Origin of the sequence: Sinorhizobium alkalisoli (genome assembly GCF_008932245.1) — a bacterium.
GTDB classification, from domain to species: domain Bacteria; phylum Pseudomonadota; class Alphaproteobacteria; order Rhizobiales; family Rhizobiaceae; genus Sinorhizobium; species Sinorhizobium alkalisoli.
On record NZ_CP034909.1, the window covers coordinates 1095787 to 1117911 of the forward strand.

At 60.5% G+C, this 22125-nt stretch carries 34 protein-coding genes; 31 read left to right on the top strand and 3 right to left on the bottom strand.

The window, feature by feature from the left end; translation table 11 throughout:
• Positions 1-60: 60 nt before the first annotated feature.
• A complete protein-coding gene (locus EKH55_RS05385) occupies positions 61-354 on the bottom strand; it encodes a transcriptional regulator (RefSeq protein ID WP_069456486.1) in 294 nt (97 codons plus the stop codon).
• A gap of 681 nt (positions 355-1035) precedes the next feature.
• On the opposite strand from EKH55_RS05385, the gene rpsL reads away from it, so the two are divergent.
• The 31 genes from rpsL (at position 1036) to rplQ (ending at position 20278) form a co-directional block, all read left to right on the top strand.
• A complete protein-coding gene (rpsL, locus tag EKH55_RS05390; protein WP_003507760.1) occupies positions 1036-1407 on the top strand; it encodes a 30S ribosomal protein S12 in 372 nt (123 codons plus the stop codon).
• Between the two features lie 57 nt (positions 1408-1464).
• Positions 1465-1935, top strand: a complete 471-nt coding sequence (rpsG, locus tag EKH55_RS05395; RefSeq protein ID WP_034858889.1) for a 30S ribosomal protein S7 — start codon at positions 1465-1467, stop codon at positions 1933-1935.
• Between the two features lie 30 nt (positions 1936-1965).
• Positions 1966-4065: an elongation factor G gene (gene fusA, locus EKH55_RS05400; RefSeq protein ID WP_069456487.1), complete on the top strand. Its 2100-nt coding sequence runs from the start codon at positions 1966-1968 to the stop codon at positions 4063-4065.
• A gap of 71 nt (positions 4066-4136) precedes the next feature.
• A complete protein-coding gene (tuf, locus tag EKH55_RS05405) occupies positions 4137-5312 on the top strand; it encodes an elongation factor Tu (RefSeq protein WP_069456381.1) in 1176 nt (391 codons plus the stop codon).
• Positions 5313-5459: 147 nt separating this feature from the next.
• Positions 5460-5768, top strand: coding sequence for a 30S ribosomal protein S10 (gene rpsJ, locus EKH55_RS05410; RefSeq protein WP_003547547.1), 309 nt, complete (start codon positions 5460-5462; stop codon positions 5766-5768).
• 123 nt (positions 5769-5891) lie between these two features.
• Positions 5892-6578, top strand: coding sequence for a 50S ribosomal protein L3 (gene rplC, locus EKH55_RS05415; protein WP_071023197.1), 687 nt, complete (start codon positions 5892-5894; stop codon positions 6576-6578).
• 12 nt (positions 6579-6590) lie between these two features.
• Positions 6591-7211 carry a 50S ribosomal protein L4 gene (rplD, locus tag EKH55_RS05420; RefSeq protein ID WP_069457938.1) on the top strand — a complete coding sequence of 207 codons (621 nt, stop codon included), beginning with the start codon at positions 6591-6593 and terminating at the stop codon, positions 7209-7211.
• Positions 7208-7501, top strand: a complete 294-nt coding sequence (locus tag EKH55_RS05425) for a 50S ribosomal protein L23 (RefSeq protein ID WP_034859451.1) — start codon at positions 7208-7210, stop codon at positions 7499-7501. Before rplD ends, EKH55_RS05425 begins: the two co-directional genes overlap by 4 nt.
• 43 nt (positions 7502-7544) lie before the next feature.
• Positions 7545-8381: a 50S ribosomal protein L2 gene (gene rplB / locus EKH55_RS05430; RefSeq protein WP_069457937.1), complete on the top strand. Its 837-nt coding sequence runs from the start codon at positions 7545-7547 to the stop codon at positions 8379-8381.
• A gap of 15 nt (positions 8382-8396) precedes the next feature.
• Positions 8397-8675, top strand: coding sequence for a 30S ribosomal protein S19 (gene rpsS, locus EKH55_RS05435; RefSeq protein ID WP_002964358.1), 279 nt, complete (start codon positions 8397-8399; stop codon positions 8673-8675).
• 2 nt (positions 8676-8677) lie between these two features.
• Positions 8678-9067, top strand: a complete 390-nt coding sequence (gene rplV / locus EKH55_RS05440; RefSeq protein WP_069457936.1) for a 50S ribosomal protein L22 — start codon at positions 8678-8680, stop codon at positions 9065-9067.
• Positions 9067-9780 (top strand): 30S ribosomal protein S3, encoded by a 714-nt coding sequence (gene rpsC / locus EKH55_RS05445; RefSeq protein ID WP_034859448.1) that lies wholly within the window; start codon positions 9067-9069, stop codon positions 9778-9780. The genes rplV and rpsC overlap by 1 nt, the downstream gene beginning before the upstream one ends.
• Before the next feature lie 38 nt (positions 9781-9818).
• Complete coding sequence (gene rplP / locus EKH55_RS05450) at positions 9819-10232, top strand: 50S ribosomal protein L16 (protein ID WP_069457935.1); 414 nt, start codon at positions 9819-9821, stop codon at positions 10230-10232.
• A gap of 12 nt (positions 10233-10244) precedes the next feature.
• Complete coding sequence (rpmC, locus tag EKH55_RS05455) at positions 10245-10445, top strand: 50S ribosomal protein L29 (protein WP_034859457.1); 201 nt, start codon at positions 10245-10247, stop codon at positions 10443-10445.
• A gap of 13 nt (positions 10446-10458) precedes the next feature.
• On the top strand, positions 10459-10695 hold the full coding sequence (gene rpsQ / locus EKH55_RS05460; protein WP_069457934.1) for a 30S ribosomal protein S17: 237 nt from the start codon (positions 10459-10461) through the stop codon (positions 10693-10695).
• A gap of 178 nt (positions 10696-10873) precedes the next feature.
• Positions 10874-11242 (top strand): 50S ribosomal protein L14, encoded by a 369-nt coding sequence (gene rplN, locus EKH55_RS05465; RefSeq protein ID WP_069457933.1) that lies wholly within the window; start codon positions 10874-10876, stop codon positions 11240-11242.
• Positions 11243-11256: 14 nt separating this feature from the next.
• A complete protein-coding gene (gene rplX / locus EKH55_RS05470) occupies positions 11257-11568 on the top strand; it encodes a 50S ribosomal protein L24 (protein ID WP_069457932.1) in 312 nt (103 codons plus the stop codon).
• Positions 11561-12118 (top strand): 50S ribosomal protein L5, encoded by a 558-nt coding sequence (rplE, locus tag EKH55_RS05475; protein ID WP_069457931.1) that lies wholly within the window; start codon positions 11561-11563, stop codon positions 12116-12118. The genes rplX and rplE overlap by 8 nt, the downstream gene beginning before the upstream one ends.
• A gap of 34 nt (positions 12119-12152) precedes the next feature.
• Entirely contained in the window at positions 12153-12458 is a 306-nt protein-coding gene (gene rpsN / locus EKH55_RS05480; RefSeq protein WP_066875649.1) for a 30S ribosomal protein S14, read from the top strand.
• A 12-nt stretch (positions 12459-12470) separates the two neighbouring features.
• Complete coding sequence (gene rpsH, locus EKH55_RS05485; RefSeq protein ID WP_069457930.1) at positions 12471-12869, top strand: 30S ribosomal protein S8; 399 nt, start codon at positions 12471-12473, stop codon at positions 12867-12869.
• Positions 12870-12908: 39 nt separating this feature from the next.
• Positions 12909-13442, top strand: coding sequence for a 50S ribosomal protein L6 (gene rplF, locus EKH55_RS05490; protein ID WP_069457929.1), 534 nt, complete (start codon positions 12909-12911; stop codon positions 13440-13442).
• Between the two features lie 12 nt (positions 13443-13454).
• Complete coding sequence (rplR, locus tag EKH55_RS05495; RefSeq protein ID WP_151611126.1) at positions 13455-13817, top strand: 50S ribosomal protein L18; 363 nt, start codon at positions 13455-13457, stop codon at positions 13815-13817.
• A gap of 131 nt (positions 13818-13948) precedes the next feature.
• Positions 13949-14518: a 30S ribosomal protein S5 gene (gene rpsE, locus EKH55_RS05500; protein ID WP_069457927.1), complete on the top strand. Its 570-nt coding sequence runs from the start codon at positions 13949-13951 to the stop codon at positions 14516-14518.
• Positions 14519-14530: 12 nt separating this feature from the next.
• On the top strand, positions 14531-14734 hold the full coding sequence (rpmD, locus tag EKH55_RS05505; RefSeq protein WP_026617379.1) for a 50S ribosomal protein L30: 204 nt from the start codon (positions 14531-14533) through the stop codon (positions 14732-14734).
• A 13-nt stretch (positions 14735-14747) separates the two neighbouring features.
• Positions 14748-15221: a 50S ribosomal protein L15 gene (gene rplO / locus EKH55_RS05510; RefSeq protein ID WP_069457926.1), complete on the top strand. Its 474-nt coding sequence runs from the start codon at positions 14748-14750 to the stop codon at positions 15219-15221.
• Positions 15222-15452: 231 nt separating this feature from the next.
• A complete protein-coding gene (secY, locus tag EKH55_RS05515; protein ID WP_069457958.1) occupies positions 15453-16793 on the top strand; it encodes a preprotein translocase subunit SecY in 1341 nt (446 codons plus the stop codon).
• On the top strand, positions 16790-17368 hold the full coding sequence (locus EKH55_RS05520) for an adenylate kinase (RefSeq protein WP_069457925.1): 579 nt from the start codon (positions 16790-16792) through the stop codon (positions 17366-17368). Before secY ends, EKH55_RS05520 begins: the two co-directional genes overlap by 4 nt.
• 232 nt (positions 17369-17600) lie before the next feature.
• The gene (gene rpsM / locus EKH55_RS05525; RefSeq protein ID WP_014328076.1) at positions 17601-17969 is read left to right on the top strand and encodes a 30S ribosomal protein S13; all 369 of its coding nucleotides are present in this window, start codon (positions 17601-17603) and stop codon (positions 17967-17969) included.
• A 230-nt stretch (positions 17970-18199) separates the two neighbouring features.
• The gene (gene rpsK, locus EKH55_RS05530; protein WP_003536496.1) at positions 18200-18589 is read left to right on the top strand and encodes a 30S ribosomal protein S11; all 390 of its coding nucleotides are present in this window, start codon (positions 18200-18202) and stop codon (positions 18587-18589) included.
• A gap of 105 nt (positions 18590-18694) precedes the next feature.
• The gene (locus EKH55_RS05535) at positions 18695-19705 is read left to right on the top strand and encodes a DNA-directed RNA polymerase subunit alpha (RefSeq protein WP_069457924.1); all 1011 of its coding nucleotides are present in this window, start codon (positions 18695-18697) and stop codon (positions 19703-19705) included.
• Between the two features lie 147 nt (positions 19706-19852).
• Entirely contained in the window at positions 19853-20278 is a 426-nt protein-coding gene (rplQ, locus tag EKH55_RS05540; RefSeq protein WP_071023160.1) for a 50S ribosomal protein L17, read from the top strand.
• Positions 20279-20322: 44 nt separating this feature from the next.
• Here rplQ and msrQ read toward each other — a convergent pair whose 3' ends face one another.
• Positions 20323-20988, bottom strand: coding sequence for a protein-methionine-sulfoxide reductase heme-binding subunit MsrQ (gene msrQ / locus EKH55_RS05545; protein ID WP_151611949.1), 666 nt, complete (start codon positions 20986-20988; stop codon positions 20323-20325).
• Positions 20989-20990: 2 nt separating this feature from the next.
• Complete coding sequence (msrP, locus tag EKH55_RS05550; protein WP_151611127.1) at positions 20991-21926, bottom strand: protein-methionine-sulfoxide reductase catalytic subunit MsrP; 936 nt, start codon at positions 21924-21926, stop codon at positions 20991-20993.
• Positions 21927-22125: the final 199 nt, after the last annotated feature.

Sequence of the window (22125 nt, forward strand, 5' to 3'; positions counted from 1 at the left end):
GGCCGCCCGGCTTGCGCCGGGCGGCCTCTTTGTCTTCCATCCGCCGGTTGGCGGCTGCGATCAGTTGAAGCGAATGATCGAGACCTCGCCTTCGAGGGCACCCTGATAGGCGGAGGCGTGCGGTTCCTCGTCTGGAACGTCGGTCATGGTGCCGATCTGGTCGAGATCTGCCTGGAAAAAGCCTTCCTCCGCCAGCGCATTGAGCGCCTCCCGCACGGCCGTGTCGTCATCCGGCGCCTGCAGCATCACGTGAATCTCAATGCCGTTGGCGTCGCCGGTCTCGTAAGCCCGCCCGATAATGATGAAGATCAGCGGCTCTTCGGCCAAATTGTCGTTGTCGGGAGTGAAAGTCATGGAAAGGTCCTTCTTGAAGTGACGCCCAGCTTAGTCCGGTTTACATGGGCTTGCGAAGGAAAATAGCGAGGCGGCGCGGCATTTCACTGTAGCGCCGCGCGTCCTATCGGACGCGCGAACATCGCTGGAGCATTTCGGATTGCCGCATGTTTTTGTCCTTGAGTCGCGATCGATTTGAGAAAACATGCGGGAGGCAGGCGACGCCGAGGCAAGCGCCGAATCGAGGCGGCGGAATACCTGGGGGGAACGGCCGATTCCCTGATGATGGCCGTGTTTGGCACCGTCATTGGGCGTCCGCGTGCCGCCGCGGGGCATTCCGCGCCGCAAAGCCTTGTTTTTCAGGCATATCAGGGCTGCAGCGGCGAGATTAGTTGTTAATTGCCCTTGACGGATCGCCCTGAAAACATTACACCCCGCCGCATCAGAGCCCATGTGAGGCTGGCTGGTTCGGAACGTCGCGTTCTGGAGTTCGCCTCAAACAAGGTTCAAAACGCACGCTGAAGACAAAAATGCTGCACGCAAGACGCTCGAAATAGTGCGTCCTCTGCATTTGATGGGGCCATCTGCGAAACGGCGGATCGGCCCTCGTTTTGCGCATTTCATAGGCGTTCGATACCGCCGGCGACGGCAACGATCCGCCCGAAAGGGTAACGTGACAAAGTTTTTGCAAGGGATGGTTACATGCCTACCGTAAACCAGCTGATCCGCAAGCCACGTCAGGCACAGGTAAAGCGCAACAAGGTTCCTGCTCTGCAGGAGAACCCGCAGAAGCGCGGCGTTTGCACTCGCGTCTACACGACGACCCCGAAGAAGCCGAACTCGGCTCTGCGTAAGGTTGCAAAGATCCGCCTGACGAACGGCTTCGAAGTGATTGGCTACATTCCCGGTGAAGGCCACAACCTTCAGGAACACTCCGTCGTCATGATCCGCGGCGGTCGCGTGAAGGACCTTCCGGGTGTTCGTTACCACATCATCCGCGGCGTTCTCGATACGCAGGGTGTGAAGAACCGTAAGCAGCGTCGTTCGAAGTACGGCGCGAAGCGTCCGAAATAACATCGCAACCGGCGCCATTTCGCTGGTCACAAGATATAAAGTTGAGAGACGAGAAGTATGTCCCGACGTCACAGAGCAGAAAAGCGTGAGATCAACCCGGACCCGAAGTTCGGTGATCTGGTCGTCACGAAGTTCATGAACGCAATCATGCTGGACGGCAAGAAGTCCGTTGCGGAGAGCATCGTCTACGGTGCCTTCGATGCAGTGCAGGCGAAGCTGAAGCAGGAACCGGTTGCCGTCTTCCACTCTGCGCTCGACAACATTGCTCCGCACGTCGAAGTGCGTTCGCGTCGCGTCGGTGGTGCCACCTACCAGGTTCCGGTCGATGTCCGTCCGGAGCGTCGTCAGGCGCTTGCTATCCGCTGGCTGATTGCCGCTGCGCGCAAGCGCAATGAAACGACCATGGTCGATCGCCTCTGCGGCGAACTCATGGATGCGGCGAACAACCGCGGCAGCGCCGTGAAGAAGCGCGAAGACACGCACAAGATGGCGGATGCCAACCGCGCGTTCTCGCACTACCGCTGGTAATACGAATTACGTCTCGAAAGGCAGTCACCCATGGCTCGCGAATATAAAATCGAAGATTACCGAAATTTCGGTATCATGGCGCATATTGACGCCGGCAAGACGACGACGACCGAGCGCATCCTCTATTACACCGGCAAGTCCCATAAGATCGGCGAAGTCCATGACGGCGCTGCGACCATGGACTGGATGGAGCAGGAGCAGGAGCGCGGTATCACGATCACGTCTGCAGCCACCACGACCTTCTGGAAGGGCCGTGACGGCAAGATGCGTCGCTTCAACATCATCGACACCCCCGGCCACGTGGACTTCACCATCGAAGTCGAGCGTTCGCTGCGCGTTCTCGACGGCGCGATCGCCCTTCTCGATGCCAATGCCGGCGTCGAGCCGCAGACGGAAACCGTCTGGCGCCAGGCCGAGAAGTATCATGTTCCGCGCATGATCTTCTGCAACAAGATGGACAAGACCGGTGCCGATTTCTATCGCTCGGTCGAGATGATCAAGTCCCGTCTCGGCGCGACCGCCGTCGTCATGCAGCTGCCGATCGGTGCTGAAAGTGAGTTCAAGGGCGTTGTCGACCTGATCGAGATGAACGCGCTTGTCTGGCGTGACGAATCGCTCGGTGCTCAGTGGGATGTGGTCGAAATTCCGGCCGACATGAAGGATAAGGCTGAGGAGTACCGCGAAAAGCTGATCGAGACGGTTGTCGAGATCGACGAAGCGGCGATGGAAGCCTACCTCGAAGGCACCTATCCGGACAACGACAAGATCCGTGAGCTCGTCCGTCGCGGTACCATCGACGTCAAGTTCCACCCGATGTTCTGCGGCACGGCCTTCAAGAACAAGGGCGTTCAGCCGCTGCTCGACGCCGTCGTCGATTACCTGCCGTCGCCGATCGACATTCCCGCGATCAAGGGCATCGACGTCAAGACCGACGCGGAAATCAGCCGTAAGGCCGATGACAACGAGCCGCTGTCGATGCTGGCGTTCAAGATCATGAACGACCCCTTCGTCGGTTCGCTGACTTTCGCCCGCATCTATTCCGGCAAGCTCGAAAAGGGCACGTCGGTCATGAACACCGTCAAGGAGAAGCGCGAGCGCGTCGGCCGCATGTTGCAGATGCACTCCAATTCGCGTGAAGACATCGAGGAAGCCTATGCGGGCGACATCGTTGCCTTGGCGGGTCTCAAGGAAACCACCACTGGCGATACGCTCTGCGATCCGCTGAAGCCGGTTATCCTCGAGCGCATGGAATTCCCGGAGCCGGTTATCCAGATCGCGATCGAGCCGAAGACCAAGGGCGACCAGGAAAAAATGGGCCTCGCGCTCAACCGTCTGGCTGCAGAAGATCCGTCATTCCGCGTCAAGACCGACGAGGAATCGGGTCAGACGATCATTGCCGGCATGGGCGAGCTTCACCTCGACATCATCGTCGACCGCATGCGTCGCGAATTCAAGGTCGAGGCATCCGTCGGTGCTCCGCAGGTTGCCTACCGCGAAACGATCACGCGTCAGCACGAAGAAGACTACACGCACAAGAAGCAGTCCGGTGGTACCGGTCAGTTCGCACGCGTCAAGATCGTCTTTGAACCGAACCCGGAAGGCGAGGACTTCGTATTCGAATCCAAGATCGTCGGCGGCGCGGTTCCGAAGGAATACATTCCGGGTGTTCAGAAGGGCATCGAAAGCGTCCTGTCGTCGGGTCCGCTCGCAGGCTTCCCGATGCTGGGCGTCAAGGCGACGCTCATCGATGGTGCCTTCCACGATGTCGACTCGTCGGTTCTGGCCTTCGAAATCGCTTCGCGCGCCTGCTTCCGCGAAGCAGCGAAGAAGGCCGGCGCTCAGCTCCTCGAGCCGATCATGAAGGTCGAGGTCGTGACGCCGGAAGACTACGTCGGCGACGTGATCGGCGACCTGAACTCTCGCCGTGGCCAGATCCAGGGCCAGGAGTCGCGCGGCGTGGCCGTGGTGATCAACGCCCACGTGCCGCTCGCGAACATGTTCAAGTACGTGGACAACCTGCGTTCGATGTCGCAGGGCCGCGCTCAGTACACGATGCTGTTCGATCACTACGCGCCGGTTCCGTCGAACGTCGCGCAGGAAATCCAGGCGAAGTATTCCGGTCAGAAGTGACCGGAATACCCCAGCACTGAAACAGAATGAAAAGATTTCCCCTCTAGGGATCAGGAAACGGAGAGCCGAAAATGGCAAAGAGCAAATTCGAGCGCAACAAGCCGCACGTCAACATTGGCACGATTGGCCACGTTGACCATGGCAAGACGTCGCTGACTGCAGCGATCACGAAGTATTTCGGCGAGTTCAAGGCGTATGACCAGATCGACGCGGCGCCGGAAGAGAAGGCCCGCGGCATCACGATTTCGACGGCGCACGTCGAATACGAGACGCCGAACCGTCACTATGCGCACGTCGACTGCCCCGGCCACGCCGACTACGTCAAGAACATGATCACCGGTGCGGCGCAGATGGACGGCGCGATCCTGGTCGTCTCGGCCGCCGACGGCCCGATGCCGCAGACGCGCGAACACATCCTGCTCGCCCGCCAGGTTGGCGTTCCGGCGATCGTCGTGTTCCTGAACAAGGTCGACCAGGTCGACGACGCCGAGCTGCTCGAGCTCGTCGAGCTGGAAGTGCGCGAACTGCTGTCGTCCTACGAATTCCCGGGCGACGACATTCCGATCATCAAGGGTTCGGCGCTGGCCGCACTCGAAGACTCCGACAAGAAGATCGGCGAAGACGCGATCCGCGAGCTGATGGAAGCGGTCGACGCCTACATCCCGACGCCGGAGCGTCCGATCGATCAGCCGTTCCTGATGCCGATCGAAGACGTGTTCTCGATCTCGGGCCGTGGCACGGTGGTGACCGGCCGTGTCGAGCGCGGCATCGTCAAGGTCGGTGAGGAAGTCGAGATCGTCGGCATCCGTCCGACGACGAAGACGACCTGCACGGGCGTTGAAATGTTCCGCAAGCTGCTCGACCAGGGCCAGGCCGGCGACAACATCGGTGCGCTGCTGCGCGGTATCGACCGCAACGGCGTCGAGCGCGGCCAGATCCTGTGCAAGCCGGGTTCGGTCATGCCGCACACGAAGTTCAAGGCCGAGGCCTACATCCTGACGAAGGAAGAGGGTGGCCGTCATACGCCGTTCTTCACCAACTACCGTCCGCAGTTCTACTTCCGCACGACGGACGTGACCGGCGTGGTGACGCTGCCGGAAGGCACGGAGATGGTGATGCCGGGCGACAACGTGACGGTCGACGTCGAGCTGATCGTGCCGATCGCGATGGAAGAAAAGCTGCGCTTCGCGATCCGCGAAGGCGGCCGCACCGTCGGCGCCGGCATCGTCGCCTCGATCATCAAGTAAGAAGAAAACGGCTTGGCCGTTTCGGCAGGGACATGGTCGCCCATGTCCCTGCGATTTTTGAAAAGAAGCGGCGCAAGCGAAACGAATTTCAGAAGTTTTGAACGTGTGCCCTGAGGCACACCGGAAACACGAGCAAGGACAAGTCGAATGAACGGCCAGAATATCCGCATCCGCCTCAAGGCGTTTGATCACCGGATCCTCGATGCCTCCACGCGCGAAATCGTGTCGACGGCCAAGCGCACCGGTGCGAGTGTGCGTGGGCCCGTGCCGCTTCCGACCCGGATTGAAAAATTCACGGTCAACCGGTCGCCGCATATCGACAAGAAGAGCCGCGAACAGTTTGAGATGCGCACCCATAAGCGTCTTCTCGATATCGTTGATCCGACCCCCCAGACGGTTGATGCGCTGATGAAGTTGGATCTGGCCGCTGGCGTCGACGTCGAGATCAAGCTCTAAGGTCCGGCGCAAGCCGAAATAACAAGGAAGGTACGTGGAGTTTCTCCAACGGCTTCCAGGAACAGGAAACCGGAAGGTGCAGGAATGCGCCGGACGGGAACCCTAAACAAGAGGCGTGAACCGATGCGTTCAGGTGTGATTGCACAGAAAGTGGGAATGACCCGCGTCTACAACGACGCCGGCGAGCATATCCCGGTAACAGTATTGCGGCTGGAGAGCTGCCAGGTCGTGGCCCACCGCACGGAAGACAAGAACGGCTATACCGCGGTCCAGCTGGGTGCCGGCCGTTCGAAGGTCAAGAATACGACGAAGGCTCTGCGCGGCCATTTTGCCGCTGCGAGCGTCGAGCCGAAGGCGAAGCTTGTCGAGTTCCGCGTCAGCGCCGACAACATGATCGAAATCGGCGCCGAACTGACGGCCAGCCATTTCGTCGCCGGGCAGCTGGTGGACGTAACCGGCACGACGATCGGTAAGGGCTTTGCCGGCGCCATCAAGCGCCACAATTTCGGCGGCCTTCGCGCCACGCACGGCGTATCCGTTTCGCACCGCTCGCATGGTTCGACCGGCTCCAACCAGGATCCGGGCCGCGTCTGGAAGGGCAAGCGCATGGCTGGTCACATGGGCCAGACGCGCGTGACGACGCAGAACCTGGAAGTCGTATCGACCGACGAAGACCGTGGCCTGATCCTGGTCAAGGGCGCAGTCCCGGGCTCCAAGGGCGCCTGGATCGTCGTCCGCGACGCAATCAAGTCGGGCACTCCGGATGGCGCTCCGCGCCCGGCCGGTCTGCGTGCTGCAGCATCGAAGTAAGGGAGCCGAATAATGGATCTCACCGTCAAAACCCTCGAGGGCAAGGACGCGGGAAAGGTTTCCCTTTCTGACGCCATTTTCGGCCTCGAACCCCGTGAAGACATCATCGCCCGCGTCATTCGCTGGCAGCTTGCCAAGCGCCAGCAGGGTACGCACAAGGCCAAGGGCCGCGCCGAAGTTTCCCGCACCGGCGCCAAGATGTACAAGCAGAAGGGTACGGGCCGCGCTCGTCACCATTCCGCTCGCGCTCCGCAGTTCCGCGGCGGCGGCAAGGCCCATGGCCCGGTCGTCCGCAGCCATGCGCACGACCTGCCGAAAAAGGTTCGCGCGCTCGGCCTGCGCCACGCACTGTCGGCAAAGTTGAAGGCTGAAGAGATCATCGTCCTCGACGATCTCATCGCCAAAGAAGCAAAGACGAAGGCACTCGCCGGCGCATTTGCTTCGCTCGGCCTCACTAATGCCCTGATCATCGGCGGCGCCGAGATCGAGAGCAACTTCAAGCTCGCAGCCCAGAACATCCCGAACGTGGACGTTCTGCCGGTTCAGGGCATCAATGTTTACGACATTCTGCGCCGTGGCAAGCTCGTGCTTTCCAAGGCCGCCGTGGAAGCTCTGGAGGAGCGGTTCAAATGACGGATCTTCGCCACTATGACGTGATCGTGTCTCCCTCGATCACCGAAAAGTCGACGCTGGTTTCCGAACAGAACCAGGTCGTCTTCAATGTCGCCAAGGGCGCGTCGAAGCCTGAGATCAAGGCTGCCGTCGAAGCTCTGTTCGGTGTGAAGGTCACGGCCGTGAACACGCTCGTCCGCAAGGGCAAGCTGAAGCGCTTCCGCGGCTTCGCCGGAAAACAGAAGGACGTGAAGAAGGCGATCGTAACGCTCGCCGAGGGTCAGTCCATCGACGTTTCCACCGGTCTCTAACGGATAGGCCCATTAGGGTAAAAACCCAAAAGGGAACAAGAAAATGGCATTGAAAAGCTTCAATCCGACGACGCCGAGCCAGCGTCAACTGGTCATCGTCAACCGGGCAGGCCTTCATAAGGGCAAGCCGGTCAAGGCGCTGACCGAGGGCCTGTCCTCCAAGGGCGGCCGCAACAATCTCGGCCGCATCACCGTCCGCTTCCAGGGCGGCGGTCACAAGCGTACCTATCGCCTGGTCGACTTCAAGCGTCGCAAATTCGACGTCGAAGGCACGGTCGAGCGTCTGGAATACGACCCGAACCGCACTGCCTTCATCGCGCTCGTCAATTACGCCGACGGTGAACAGGCCTATATCCTGGCGCCGCAGCGTCTGGCTGCAGGCGACAAGGTCATCGCCTCGGACAAGGCCGTCGACGTCAAGCCCGGCAACGCGATGCCGCTGCAGTACATCCCGGTCGGCTCCATCATCCACAATGTGGAAATGAAGCCGGGCAAGGGCGGGCAGATCGCTCGCTCCGCAGGTACCTACGCACAACTCGTTGGCCGTGACCAGGGCATGGCGATCCTTCGCCTGAACTCCGGCGAACAGCGCCTCGTGCACGGCTCTTGCCTCGCATCGATCGGTGCTGTATCGAACCCGGATCACGGCAACATCAATGACGGTAAGGCCGGCCGTTCGCGTTGGCGCGGTAAGCGCCCGCACGTACGCGGCGTCGTCATGAACCCGGTTGACCACCCGCACGGCGGTGGTGAAGGCCGCACATCCGGTGGCCGTCACCCGGTTACCCCGTGGGGCAAGCCGACGAAGGGCAAGCGCACGCGCTCCAATAAGTCGACCGACAAGTTCATCATGCGCTCGCGTCATCAGCGCAAGAAGTAAGAGAGGAAGTCTCAAGTGGCTCGTTCAGTTTGGAAAGGTCCGTTTGTTGACGGCTATCTTCTCAAGAAGGCTGAGAAGGTTCGCGAAGGCGGACGCAACGAAGTGATCAAGATGTGGAGCCGCCGCTCTACGATCCTTCCGCAGTTCGTCGGTCTGACCTTCGGCGTCTACAACGGCAACAAGCATGTTCCCGTCTCGGTGTCCGAAGAAATGGTCGGTCACAAGTTCGGTGAATTCGCTCCGACCCGGACCTATTACGGTCATGGCGCGGACAAGAAAGCGAAGAGGAAGTAACGATGGGCAAGGCAAAAGCCGAACGCCGGCTGAAGGATAATGAGGCGCAGGCCGTTGCGCGCACGATCCGCGTCAGCCCCCAGAAGCTCAACCTGGTTGCCGCGCTGATCCGCGGCAAGAAGGTCGATCGCGCTCTGGCCGAACTCGAGTTCTCCCGCAAACGCATCGCAGAGACGGTCAAGAAGACGCTTGAATCCGCGATCGCAAACGCCGAGAACAACCACGATCTCGACGTTGATTCACTCATCGTTGCAGAAGCTTATGTTGGCAAGTCGATCGTGATGAAGCGCTTCCACGCCCGTGGTCGCGGCCGTGCATCGCGCATCGAAAAGCCGTTCTCGCACTTGACGATCGTTGTTCGTGAAGTGGAAGCCACAGGGGAGGCCGCATAATGGGCCAGAAGATTAATCCGATCGGTTTCCGTCTCGGCATCAACCGGACCTGGGACAGCCGTTGGTTCGCGGACAACGCCGAGTACGGCCAGCTGCTCCACGAAGACCTGAAGATCCGCGCTTACCTCATGGAAGAGCTGAAGGCCGCGGGCATCGCCAAGGTCGTGATCGAGCGTCCGCACAAGAAGTGCCGCGTGACCATCCACTCGGCGCGTCCGGGCCTGATCATCGGCAAGAAGGGCGCCGACATCGAGAAGCTTCGCCGGAAGCTTTCCGAGATGACCAATTCGGAGACGCACCTCAACATCGTCGAAGTGCGTAAGCCCGAAGTCGACGCAACGCTCGTTGCCCAATCGATCGCCCAGCAGCTCGAGCGCCGCGTAGCCTTCCGCCGGGCGATGAAGCGCGCCGTTCAGTCGGCGATGCGTCTTGGCGCCGAAGGCATCAAGATCACCTGCGCCGGTCGTCTCGGCGGTGCGGAAATCGCCCGTACCGAGTGGTATCGTGAAGGCCGCGTTCCGCTGCACACGCTGCGCGCCGACATCGACTACGGCACGGCAGAAGCGGAAACCGCATTCGGTATCTGCGGCGTCAAGGTCTGGATCTTCAAGGGCGAAATCCTGGAGCACGATCCGATGGCTTCCGAGCGTCGCGCGACCGAGAGTGACTCCCAGGGCTCTGGCAGCAGAGACCGCCGTCGTGAAAACGCGTAACATCCGCGCGTGGCAGCCAATATCGGAGAAGTAAAAAAATGTTGCAGCCAAAGCGTACGAAGTATCGCAAGCAGTTTAAGGGGCGCATCAAGGGCATCGCCAAGGGCGGCTCTGCGCTTGCTTTCGGCGAGTTCGGTCTGAAGGCTCAGGAGCCGAACCGCGTTAACGCACGTGAGATCGAAGCGGCTCGCCGCGCGATCACCCGCTACATGAAGCGCGCCGGCCGCGTCTGGATCCGCGTGTTCCCGGATGTTCCGGTCACCGCCAAGCCGACGGAAGTCCGCATGGGTAAGGGTAAGGGCTCGGTCGAATACTGGGCGTGCAAGGTCAAGCCCGGCCGTATGATGTTCGAGATCGATGGTGTCAGCGAAGAGATCGCCCGTGAGGCACTTCGTCTTGGCGCTGCCAAGCTCTCTGTAAAGACGCGCTTCGTGCAGCGCATCGCAGAGTAAGGAGTGAAGCTCATGAAAGCCGCAGATGTTCGCGCTCTGAGCGCCGACCAACTCAAGGAAGAGCTTGCCAAGCTGAAGAAGGAGCAGTTCAACCTGCGCTTCCAGAAGGCGACCGGCCAGCTCGAGAAATCTTCGCGTGTCAACGAAGTCCGCAAGGACATCGCACGCATCAAAACCATCGCCCGCCAGAAGGCGGCAGAAGCCAAGGCCTAAGGACCAGAAGAATATGCCGAAACGCATTCTGCAGGGCACCGTCGTCAGCGACAAGAACGACAAGACCATCGTTGTCAAGGTCGAGCGCCGCTTTGCGCACCCGATCCTTCAGAAGACCGTGCGTCGTTCCAAGAAGTACAAGGCTCACGACGAGAACAATCAATACAAGGTCGGCGATGTCGTTTCCATTCAGGAATGCGCGCCGATTTCGAAGGACAAGCGCTGGACGGTGGTTTCCGCCCAGGCTTGAATTCTGCAGGATTTGCCTTTCCGACCCTTGCGTCCCGGGCAAATATCTGTATGAAGCACGCAATTAAAGCCGAGGAACGCTCGAGTCCGAGCGTTCTTTTGCTTTGAGATGAGCAAAATAAGCCGGGCAAGGGGGTTTCGGCCCAACCGGCCTGGTCACAACAAGAAGGCGACCTGACATGATTCAGATGCAAACAAACCTCGACGTGGCGGATAATTCCGGCGCACGTCGTGTCATGTGCATCAAGGTGCTGGGCGGCTCCAAGCGCAAATACGCGTCGATCGGCGACATCATCGTCGTCTCGATCAAGGAAGCCATTCCGCGCGGCCGCGTGAAGAAGGGTGACGTCATGAAGGCAGTTGTCGTTCGCACCGCGAAGGACATCCGCCGTGCGGATGGCAGCGTCATCCGCTTCGACACCAACGCTGCCGTTCTCATTGACAACAAGAGAGAGCCGATCGGCACCCGTATCTTCGGACCGGTTCCGCGCGAACTTCGCGCCAAGAACCACATGAAGATCATCTCGCTGGCTCCGGAAGTACTGTAAGGGAGCGTTCAGAGATGCAAAAGATTCGCAAGGGCGACAAGGTCGTCATTCTCACCGGCAAGGACAAGGGCCGTACCGGCGAAGTCATCCAGGTCATGCCCAAGGAAGACCGGGCAGTGGTTCGCGGCGTCAACATGGTGAAGCGTCACCAGCGTCAGACCCAGAACCAGGAAGCCGGCATCATAACCAAGGAAGCCCCGATCCACCTGTCGAACGTCGCGATCGCCGATCCGAAGGATGGCAAGCCGACCCGCGTCGGTTTCAAGATCGATGGTGACAAGAAGGTCCGCGTGGCCAAGCGTTCGGGAGAAGTGATCGATGGCTAAGACCGCTTATGAGCCGCGGCTCAAGAAGGAATATGTGGAGCGTATCCGCAAGGCGATGCAGGAGCAGTTCTCCTACGCCAACGAAATGCAGATTCCGCGCCTCGACAAGATCGTCATCAACATGGGTGTTGGTGAAGCGACCGGCGACTCCAAGAAGCCGACCGTTGCTGCCGCCGACCTCGCTGCGATTGCCGGCCAGAAGCCGGTGATCACCCGCGCACGCAACTCCATCGCTGGCTTCAAGCTCCGCGAAGGCATGCCGATTGGTGCCAAGGTTACCCTGCGCGGCGTTCGGATGTATGAGTTCCTGGATCGTCTCGTGAACATCGCCCTGCCGCGCGTTCGCGACTTCCGTGGCCTCAACCCGAAGTCCTTCGATGGCCGTGGCAACTTCGCCATGGGCGTCAAGGAGCACATTGTGTTCCCTGAGATCAACTACGACAAGGTTGATCAGATGTGGGGCATGGACATCATCGTTTGCACGACGGCCAAGACCGACGACGAAGCTCGCGCTCTGCTCAAAGAGTTCAACTTCCCGTTCCGTCAGTAATCCGTAACGACAAGCGTAAAGAAGGATAACTCTTATGGCGAAAACGAGCGCAGTTGAAAAGAACAAGCGCCGCCGCAAACTGGTTGCCGGCCACGCCTCCAAGCGCGCGGCCCTCAAGGCAATCATCATGAACCAGTCGTTGCCGATCGAAGAGCGGTTCAAGGCCACCCTCAAGTTGGCCGAGCTGCCTCGCGACGGGTCGAAGACCCGCATCCGCAATCGCTGTGAAGTCACTGGCCGTCCGCGCGCCTACTATCGCAAGCTTCGCATGTCGCGTATCGCGCTTCGCGAACTGGGCAATCTCGGCAAGGTGCCGGGCGTGGTCAAGTCGAGCTGGTAAGGAGACGGGCACATGGCAATGACTGATCCTTTGGGCGATATGCTCACCCGTATCCGCAACGGCGCTGCTCGCCGCAAGTCGAGCGTTTCGACGCCGGCTTCCAAGCTCCGCGCGCGCGTCCTGGATGTCCTTCAGTCCGAAGGCTACATCCGCGGATACTCCGAGGTCGAATTCGGCAACGGCAAGTCCGAGCTGAACATCGAGCTGAAGTACTATGAAGGCGCATCTGTGATCCGCGAGATCGCGCGTGTTTCCAAGCCGGGCCGCCGGGTTTATGTCTCGGTCAAGTCCATTCCGCAGGTCGCGAACGGCCTCGGCATCACCATCCTTTCGACCCCGAAGGGCGTGATGGCCGATCATCAGGCACGCGAACAGAATGTTGGTGGCGAGATTCTTTGCTCGGTCTTCTAAGGCCGGGCAGATCTCCATAGCGAACAGACAGGTAAAAAAATGTCTCGTATCGGTAAAAAGCCCGTTCCGGTTCCGGCAGGCGTCACGGCTAGCGTCGATGGCCAGAAGGTAACGGCGAAGGGTCCGAAGGGCGAACTGTTCTTCGTCGCAAACGACGAAGTTTCGGTAAAGCTCGAAGATAACACGGTTGTCGTTCAGCCGGTCAATCAGAGCAAGGATGCTCGCTCGAAGTGGGGCATGTCCCGCACGATGATTGAGAACATCTTCAAGGGCGTCAAGGACGGCTACGAGCGCAAGCTCGAAATCAACGGCGTCGGTTACCGTGCGTCGATGCAGGGCAAGAACCTGCAGCTGGCGCTCGGCTTCAGCCACGACGTCGTCTACCAGACGCCGGAAGGCATCACGATCGCTGTGCCGAAGCCGACGGAAATCGTCGTTTCCGGCATCAGCAAGCAGCAGGTCGGCCAGGTGGCCGCGGAGATCCGCGAATACCGTGGCCCCGAGCCCTACAAGGGCAAGGGCGTCAAGTATGCCGAGGAGCGGATCGTCCGCAAAGAAGGCAAGAAGAAGTAAGGATCACGCGAAATGGCTAGCAGGAAAGATACTCTTGTGCGTCGCGCCAGCCGCGTGCGCCGTCAAATCAAGGCGGTCGCCAATGGCCGTCCGCGCCTGTCGGTTCATCGCTCGTCGAAGAACATCTATGCGCAGATCATCGACGATGTCGCCGGCAAGACGATTGCCGCCGCATCGACCCTCGAAGCGGATATCAAGTCTGCATTGAAGACTGGCGCCGATACGGCTGCAGCCGCGGCTGTCGGCAAGCTCATTGCAGAGCGCGCTTCCCAGGCGGGCGTCAAGGACGTTGTCTTTGACCGTGGCGCCTTCATCTACCACGGCCGCGTCAAGGCGCTGGCCGAGGCAGCTCGCGAAGGCGGCCTGAACTTCTAAGGTTCTTCGCCCGGGCAGCAATGTCCGGGCGAAATCCCGCCTCGCAACCATGGCCGCTTCGATTTCCAAGGAAGCGAGGCGGCTTTCGTCAATCTGCCGATTGCACCCGGAAAAGAAAAAGGAAGAGGACAATGGCACAAGAAAGAAGAGGCTCGCGCGAAGATCGCCAGAGCCGCGAAGAGCGCGACAGCGAATTTGTCGATAAGCTCGTCGCAATCAACCGCGTCGCCAAGGTGGTGAAGGGCGGTCGTCGTTTCGGTTTCGCCGCTCTCGTCGTCGTCGGCGACCAGAAGGGCCGCGTTGGCTTTGGCCATGGCAAGGCACGCGAAGTGCCGGAAGCCATTCGCAAGGCTACGGAAGCTGCAAAGCGCGACCTGATCTTCGTGCCGCTTCGCGGCGGTCGCACGTTGCATCACGATGTCAACGGCCGTCACGGCGCCGGCAAGGTTCTGCTGCGCTCGGCCAAGCCCGGTACCGGTATCATCGCCGGCGGCCCGATGCGCGCCGTCTTCGAAACGCTCGGCGTCCATGACGTCGTCGCCAAGTCGACCGGCTCGTCGAACCCCTACAACATGGTTCGCGCGACCTTCGACGCGCTCAAGAACCAGATGCACCCGAAGGACATCGCGGCACAGCGCGGCATGAAATACGCCACGCTCCAGTCTCGTCGCGTTGCCGCCGGCGCTGCTTCCGAAGAATAAGGGAGCTGACAGATGGCTAAGAAAGAAGTTGCCAAGAAGACGGTTACCGTCGAGCAGATTGGTAGCCCGATCCGCCGTCCGGCCGTACAGCGTCAGACGCTCATCGGCCTGGGCCTCAACAAGATGCACCGGGTGCGCACGCTGGAGGATACTCCGGCCGTTCGCGGCATGATCCGGGCCGTCCAGCACCTCGTTCGCGTCGTCGACGAGAAGTGAGGGGGATCCAGAAATGAAACTGAACGAAATCAAGGACAACGAAGGCGCGACCAAGAGCCGCAAGCGCTTGGGTCGCGGTATCGGTTCTGGCTCGGGCAAGACCGGCGGCCGTGGCGTGAAGGGCCAGAAGGCTCGTTCGGGCGTCTCGATCAATGGCTTCGAAGGCGGCCAGATGCCCATCTACCGCCGCCTGCCGAAGCGCGGCTTCAACAACATCTTCGCCTCGGAATATGTTGTCGTATCGCTGGGCCGGATCCAGGCTGCCGTTGACGCCAACAAGCTCGATGCGTCGAACACCATCGATGCGGCGGCCCTCAAGGCTGCAGGTGTCATCCGCCGCACCAAGGACGGTGTCCGGGTTCTGGCCGACGGCGAACTGAAGGCGAAGATCTCGCTCGAGGTTGCCGGCGCTTCGAAGTCGGCGGTCGAGAAGATCGAAAAGGCTGGCGGCTCGATCAAGCTGCTCGCAGCAGCCGCCGCTGAATAATATTACGACAAACCGCCCGGGGTGCTTCACGCCGGGCGGTTTTGCTCCCATATGTGAGCCTCACGTCCGAGCGCGGCGAATCGCCTGCCGCGACGCGACACAACGGAAACCGCGGTGAGGCATCCGATTGCAGCGACAATCGCCTCGCGTCAGGTTTTCGGCAAAGAAGACTTTTTCATTCCGGAGCCGGACTGTGCCGCCGCTCCCGGGATTCGGCACGCGGAGAATTGCATGGCTTCTGCAGCGGAACAGCTCGCCTCGAACCTGAATTTCTCGACTTTCGCCAAAGCGGAAGATCTGAAGAAACGACTCTGGTTCACCCTGGGTGCGCTCCTGGTTTACCGTCTTGGCACCTATATCCCGCTTCCCGGCCTCAATCCGGAAGCCTTCGCCCAGGCCTTTCAGGGGCAATCAGGCGGCATTCTCGGCTTGTTCAACATGTTTGCGGGCGGCGCGGTTGAGCGCATGGCGATCTTCGCGCTCGGCATCATGCCCTATATCTCCGCCTCGATCATCGTTCAGCTGATGACGTCGGTCGTTCCGGCGCTCGAGCAGCTGAAGAAGGAAGGCGAGCAGGGGCGCAAGGTCATCAACCAGTATACCCGCTACGGCACGGTGCTTCTGGGCACGATGCAGGCCTACGGCATCGCCGTTGGCCTTGAAAGCGGCAGCGGCCTCGTGAACGATCCGGGCTGGTTCTTCCGCATTTCGACCGTCATTTCGCTCCTCGGTGGCACGATGTTCCTGATGTGGCTCGGCGAGCAAATCACGTCGCGCGGCATCGGCAACGGCATCTCGCTCATCATCTTTGCCGGCATCGTCGCGGCCCTGCCGTCGGCCCTGGCCGGAACGCTGGAACTCGGCCGGACCGGTGCGCTGTCGACGCCGCTGATCCTGGTGATCATCGTGATGGTGGTTGCTGTAATCGCGCTGATCGTCTTCGTCGAGCGTGCGCAGCGCCGTCTGCTGATCCAGTATCCGAAACGGCAGGTCGGCAACCGCATGTTCCAGGGAGATACGTCGCATCTGCCGCTCAAGCTCAACACTTCGGGCGTAATTCCGGCGATCTTTGCGTCATCGCTCCTATTGCTGCCTGCGACGGCTGCAGGCTTCGCCAATACCGCGACTCTGCCCGACTGGGCAACGACCATCGTCGGCGCGCTTTCCCACGGACAGCCGCTCTATATGGTTTTCTATGGCGCGATGATCGCGTTCTTCGCCTTTTTCTACACCGCGATCGTCTTCAATCCGAAGGACACTGCCGACAATCTGAAGAAGCACGGGGGCTTCATTCCGGGGATTCGCCCCGGTGAGCGCACCGCCGAATATATCGACTACGTGCTGACGCGAGTCACCGTCGTCGGCGCGCTCTATCTGGTTTTCGTCTGTATCCTGCCTGAGATCCTTATCTCGCAGACCGGCGTGCCGTTCTACCTTGGTGGTACGTCGCTTTTGATTGTTGTCAGCGTAACCCTTGATACTGTAGCACAGATTCAGGGTCACCTCATTGCCCAGCAGTATGAGGGGCTGATCAAGAAGTCGAAGCTGCGCGGAGGAAAGAGGGGACGATGAGACTTATTTTTTTGGGACCGCCGGGCGCTGGCAAGGGAACGCAGGCCAAGCTTCTGACAGAGAGATACGGCATTCCTCAGCTTTCCACCGGAGACATGCTCCGCTCCGCCGTCGCCCAGGGGTCCGAAGTCGGCAAGCGTGCGAAAGCGGTTATGGATGCGGGGCAACTCGTCTCCGACGAGATCGTCAATGAAATCGTCTCCGACCGCATCGATGCTCCGGACTGCACCAGGGGCTTCATCCTCGACGGCTATCCGCGCACGGTTCCGCAGGCCGTCGCACTTGACCGGATGCTCGAGCAAAAGGGCATGAGGCTCGACGCGGTCATCGAACTCAAGGTCGACGAAGGCGCTCTTGTGCGGCGCATGGAGAATCGCGTAGCGGAAACCGTGGCGGCGGGCGGAAACGTCCGTTCCGACGACAATCCGGAAGCCTTCCGGCGCCGGTTGGAGGAGTATCGGGCGAAGACCGCGCCGCTTTCGGCCCATTACGCAGGCACCGGTCGGTTGAAGACGGTGGACGGCATGGCTGATGTCGAGACGGTCAGCGCCGAGATCGAGAAGATTCTGGCCTAGGCTGTTGCCTTTGCCAAAATGGAAACGCCGGGGAGTTGACTTTTCCGGGCGATTCCTCCAAAGACAGCGTCAACTCGCGATATGAGAAGCGATCGGCGCGGTCTTCAAGACAACGAAGTCCGGGTACGGTCGTTTTTGACATGTCTCGAACCTCGATCAACGAGCGGCTCTTCGTGGTCGCGTAACGAAGCACCTATTGCCGGATGGCAACTGGAACGCAAGGAGAATAGACGTGGCACGTATCGCTGGCGTCAATATCCCGACGGCAAAGCGCGTGGTCATCGCGCTGACGTATATTCACGGGATCGGCACGAAATTCGCACAGGAAATCATCGAGAAGGTCGGTATTCCGGCTGATCGCCGCGTGCATCAGTTGACGGACGCCGAGGTCCTTCAGATCCGTGAAACGATCGATCGTGACTACCAGGTCGAAGGTGACCTGCGTCGCGAAACCTCGATGAACATCAAGCGTCTGATGGATCTAGGCTGCTATCGCGGTCTTCGCCATCGTCGTGGCCTGCCGGTGCGCGGTCAGCGCACGCACACCAATGCACGCACCCGCAAGGGTCCGGCAAAGGCGATCGCCGGTAAGAAGAAGTAATTTCCCGAAAAGGGGAAACGGGAGGCTGGCGCACGCGCCGGCCTCCTTTTGCAGTTTGGGAAGGGCAAGTGTCCGACCGTCGCGAGTGCCGCTAGCGGTCTTGCGAAATGCCCGCGACGCTGGTGCGCCGGCTGTCGCGTAATTGAAGTGCAGGGCAGGGGACGAACAATCCTTTTCCCGGTGGAGCCGCTGGAATTACGGCGGTGCAGAGATCTTAAGAAAGGGATCCTATGGCCAAGGAAGCCACCCGCGTTCGCCGTCGCGAGCGCAAGAACATCACGTCTGGCGTCGCACACGTCAATTCGTCGTTCAACAACACGATGATCACCATCACCGACGCGCAGGGCAATGCCATTGCCTGGTCGTCCGCCGGTGCGAAGGGTTTCAAGGGTTCGCGCAAGTCGACCCCGTTCGCCGCGCAGATCGCCGCTGAAGATTGCGCCAAGAAGGCCCAGGAACACGGCATGAAGTCGCTGGAAGTGGAAGTCTGCGGCCCGGGGTCCGGTCGCGAATCCGCTCTGCGGGCGCTGCAGGCTGCGGGCTTCATGATCACGTCGATCCGCGACGTGACCCCGATCCCGCACAACGGCTGCCGTCCGCGCAAGAAGCGCCGCGTCTGACCATTTGGATTTGAACATTTCCGGCGAGGGCGCTGATGCGCTCTCCCGGACTTCGGGGCTCGGTTGTCACGATTGGATGGTGGCAACGAACGGAAGGCAGAAAACATGATCCAGAAAAATTGGCAGGAACTGATCAAGCCGAACAAGGTGGAGTTTTCCTCCTCGGGCCGCACCAGGGCAACGTTGGTTGCGGAACCGCTTGAGCGCGGCTTCGGTCTGACCCTCGGCAACGCGCTCCGCCGCGTGCTTCTGTCGTCGCTTCGCGGTGCTGCCGTCACGGCAGTGCAGATCGACGGCGTACTGCACGAGTTCTCCTCGATCCCGGGTGTTCGGGAAGATGTGACGGACATCGTGCTCAACATCAAGGAAATCGCCATCAAGATGGATGGCGACGACGCAAAGCGCATGGTCGTGCGCAAGCAGGGTCCTGGTGTCGTGACGGCCGGTGATATCCAGACGGTTGGCGATATCGAGATCCTCAACCCGAACCATGTGATTTGCACCCTCGACGAGGGTGCTGAAATCCGCATGGAGTTCACCGTCAACAACGGCAAGGGCTATGTCCCGGCCGACCGCAACCGTTCCGAAGACGCGCCGATCGGCCTTATCCCGGTCGACAGCCTGTATTCGCCGGTCAAGAAGGTCTCCTACAAGGTTGAAAACACCCGTGAGGGCCAGGTTCTCGACTACGACAAACTGACCATGTCGATCGAGACCGACGGCTCCGTCACGGGTGAGGACGCGATCGCGTTCGCGGCCCGCATTCTTCAGGACCAGCTCTCGGTCTTCGTCAATTTCGAAGAGCCGCAGAAGGAAACCGAGGAAGAGGCCGTCACCGAGCTCGCCTTCAACCCGGCACTTCTCAAGAAGGTCGACGAACTGGAGCTTTCCGTCCGTTCGGCCAACTGCCTGAAGAACGACAACATCGTCTATATCGGCGACCTCATTCAGAAGACGGAAGCGGAAATGCTCCGTACGCCGAATTTTGGTCGCAAGTCGCTCAACGAGATCAAGGAAGTTCTCGCTTCCATGGGCCTGCATCTCGGCATGGAAGTGCCGTCCTGGCCGCCGGAGAACATCGAAGATCTCGCCAAGCGCTACGAAGACCAGTACTAAGGCCGCACGCGTTCGAAAGAACGCGTAAAGCTGGCCTTAGAAATTTTAACTGCGTATATGTCTCATCGTCTTGAGCCTTCGGCTCTCAGCGGAATATACGCCTCTATTAGACTGCGGGCGGATGCCTGCAAGTAAAGGAGAATAGCCATGCGCCACGCTAAAGCCGGTCGCAAGCTGAACAGGACTGCCAGCCACCGCAAGGCGATGTTTGCCAACATGGCAGCTTCGTTGATCGAACACGAACAGATCGTGACGACCCTGCCGAAGGCGAAGGAAATCCGTCCGATCGTCGAGAAGCTCGTCACGCTCGGAAAGCGCGGCGATCTGCATGCCCGCCGCCAGGCGATCTCGCAGATCCGCGACGTTGCGGTCGTCTCGAAGCTATTCGATGCGATTGCATCGCGCTACGCCACCCGCAACGGCGGCTACCTGCGCATCATGAAGGCTGGTTTCCGCCACGGCGACAATGCGCCGCTCGCTGTCATCGAGTTCGTTGACCGCGACGTCGACGCCAAGGGTGCAAAGGACCGCGCTCGCGTCGCCGCCGAAGCGGAAGAAGCAGAAGCAGCCTAATCCAGCTTTGAGGGTTGGAAGAGTCGAAGCGGCCGGGTGATGCCTCACCCGGCCGCTTTCTCCGTTGTGGGGTGGTGCGGCCTTGCAATGCCGCTACGCTGTCGCCTCCAGCGGAGGTAAGGCATCCTGATCGGCCGCCAGGCCAGAAGCAGCGCGACAAGGGCGATGTAGAGCATCTGCTCCGGCCCTACGATCTTGACCGACATCGCGAAATGCAGGGCCCCCGCCGCGGCGATGAGATAGACGAGCCGGTGGAGCTTGTTCCAGCGTTGGCCGAGTTTGCGGATCGACCAGTTGTTCGACGTCAGCGCGAGAGGAATAAGCAGGACCAAGGCCGTCATCCCGATGGTGATGAAGGGGCGGCGAGCGATATCGGCGACGATCGCCGGAAAGCGCAACATCTGGTCGAGCAGCATATAGGCGAGGAAGTGCATCAGCACGTAATAGAAGGCGAGCAGCCCGAGCGCGCGGCGGTATCTTAGCCAATTCAGGCCGAACAGATCGCGGATGGGCGTGATGGCGAGGGTGGCCACCAGGAAGCGCAGCGCCCAAAGGCCGAGCAGGTGTTCGAATTCCTTGACCGCGTTTCCGGGCAGTTGACCGGTGGCACCGAGATAGAAGGCCAACGCTGCCGGCATGAAACCGACGGCGTAGAGGGCCCAGACCGACGGACCATGCAGTCGCTTGGGCAGGGTGGGAAGGACGGCCATCATCAGAAATTCGCTGCCAGATCCATGCCGGCATAAAGGCTCGCGACCTCGTCGGCATAACCGTTGAAGGGAAGCGTATCGCGCCGGTTGGAGCCGAAGAAGCCGCCTTCGCCGATGCGGTTCTCCGTGGCCTGACTCCAGCGTGGGTGGTCGACGGCCGGGTTCACATTGGCGTAGAAGCCGTATTCGCTCGGCGCGGCGAGATTCCAGGTGCAGGGAGGAACTGTCTCGGTGAGCGAGATGCGCACGATCGATTTGATGCCCTTGAAGCCGTATTTCCAGGGCACGACCAGACGAACCGGTGCGCCATTCTGGTTCGCCAGGGTCTTGCCATAGAGACCGACGGCAAGGATCGTCAGCGGGTGCCGGGCTTCATCGAGCCGCAGGCCCTCGCGATAGGGCCAGGGCAGGGGTTGGAACAGGCCGGACTGGCCGGGCATTTCCTCCGGCCGAAAGACGGTCTCGAAGGCGACATATTTGGCGCTGCCAAGCGGCTCGACCTTGTCGAGGAGCGTGGCCAGCGGAAAGCCGAGCCAGGGGATCACCATCGACCAGGCCTCGACGCAGCGCATGCGGTACACGCGCTCCTCGAGCGGAAAGCCGAGGAGTTCCTCGATACCGAATTCGCCCGGCTTGGCGACGAGGCCATCGATTTTGACGGTCCATGGCGTAGGTTTGAATGCGCCCGACCGGGCGGCTGGATCTGCCTTGCCCGTGCCGAATTCGTAGAAGTTGTTGTAGCTCGTGACGTCCTCTTCCGGCGTCAGGGCCTCGTCTACCCTGTAGGGGCTTGCAGCCGCCTTCAGCGCCGCTGCATCCACCGGCCGGGCCGCAAGCGTCAGGCCGGCGGCCGCCGCGAGAAAGGCGCGCCGATCAAGGAAGAAGCGTTCCGGCGTGATCTCGGAGGCGGCGATCCGCGGCGGGCGGTAATGAGGCATTTCGGTTCCCCGGCGTTGAATGTTGGTGCAATCAGATGACCAAAGTTTAGCTCATTCGGAAAGAGGGGCCAGACCACGTTTTCGTGCATGTCGCGTGAGCCGCGCGGCTGTCGGCAGGTTCCTGCGCATCGGCCCGAAAATCGGACCCGATTATCGGAAAGAGTAACGGCGTCCGTTGTGCGCCCCAAGGGCGCCCCGA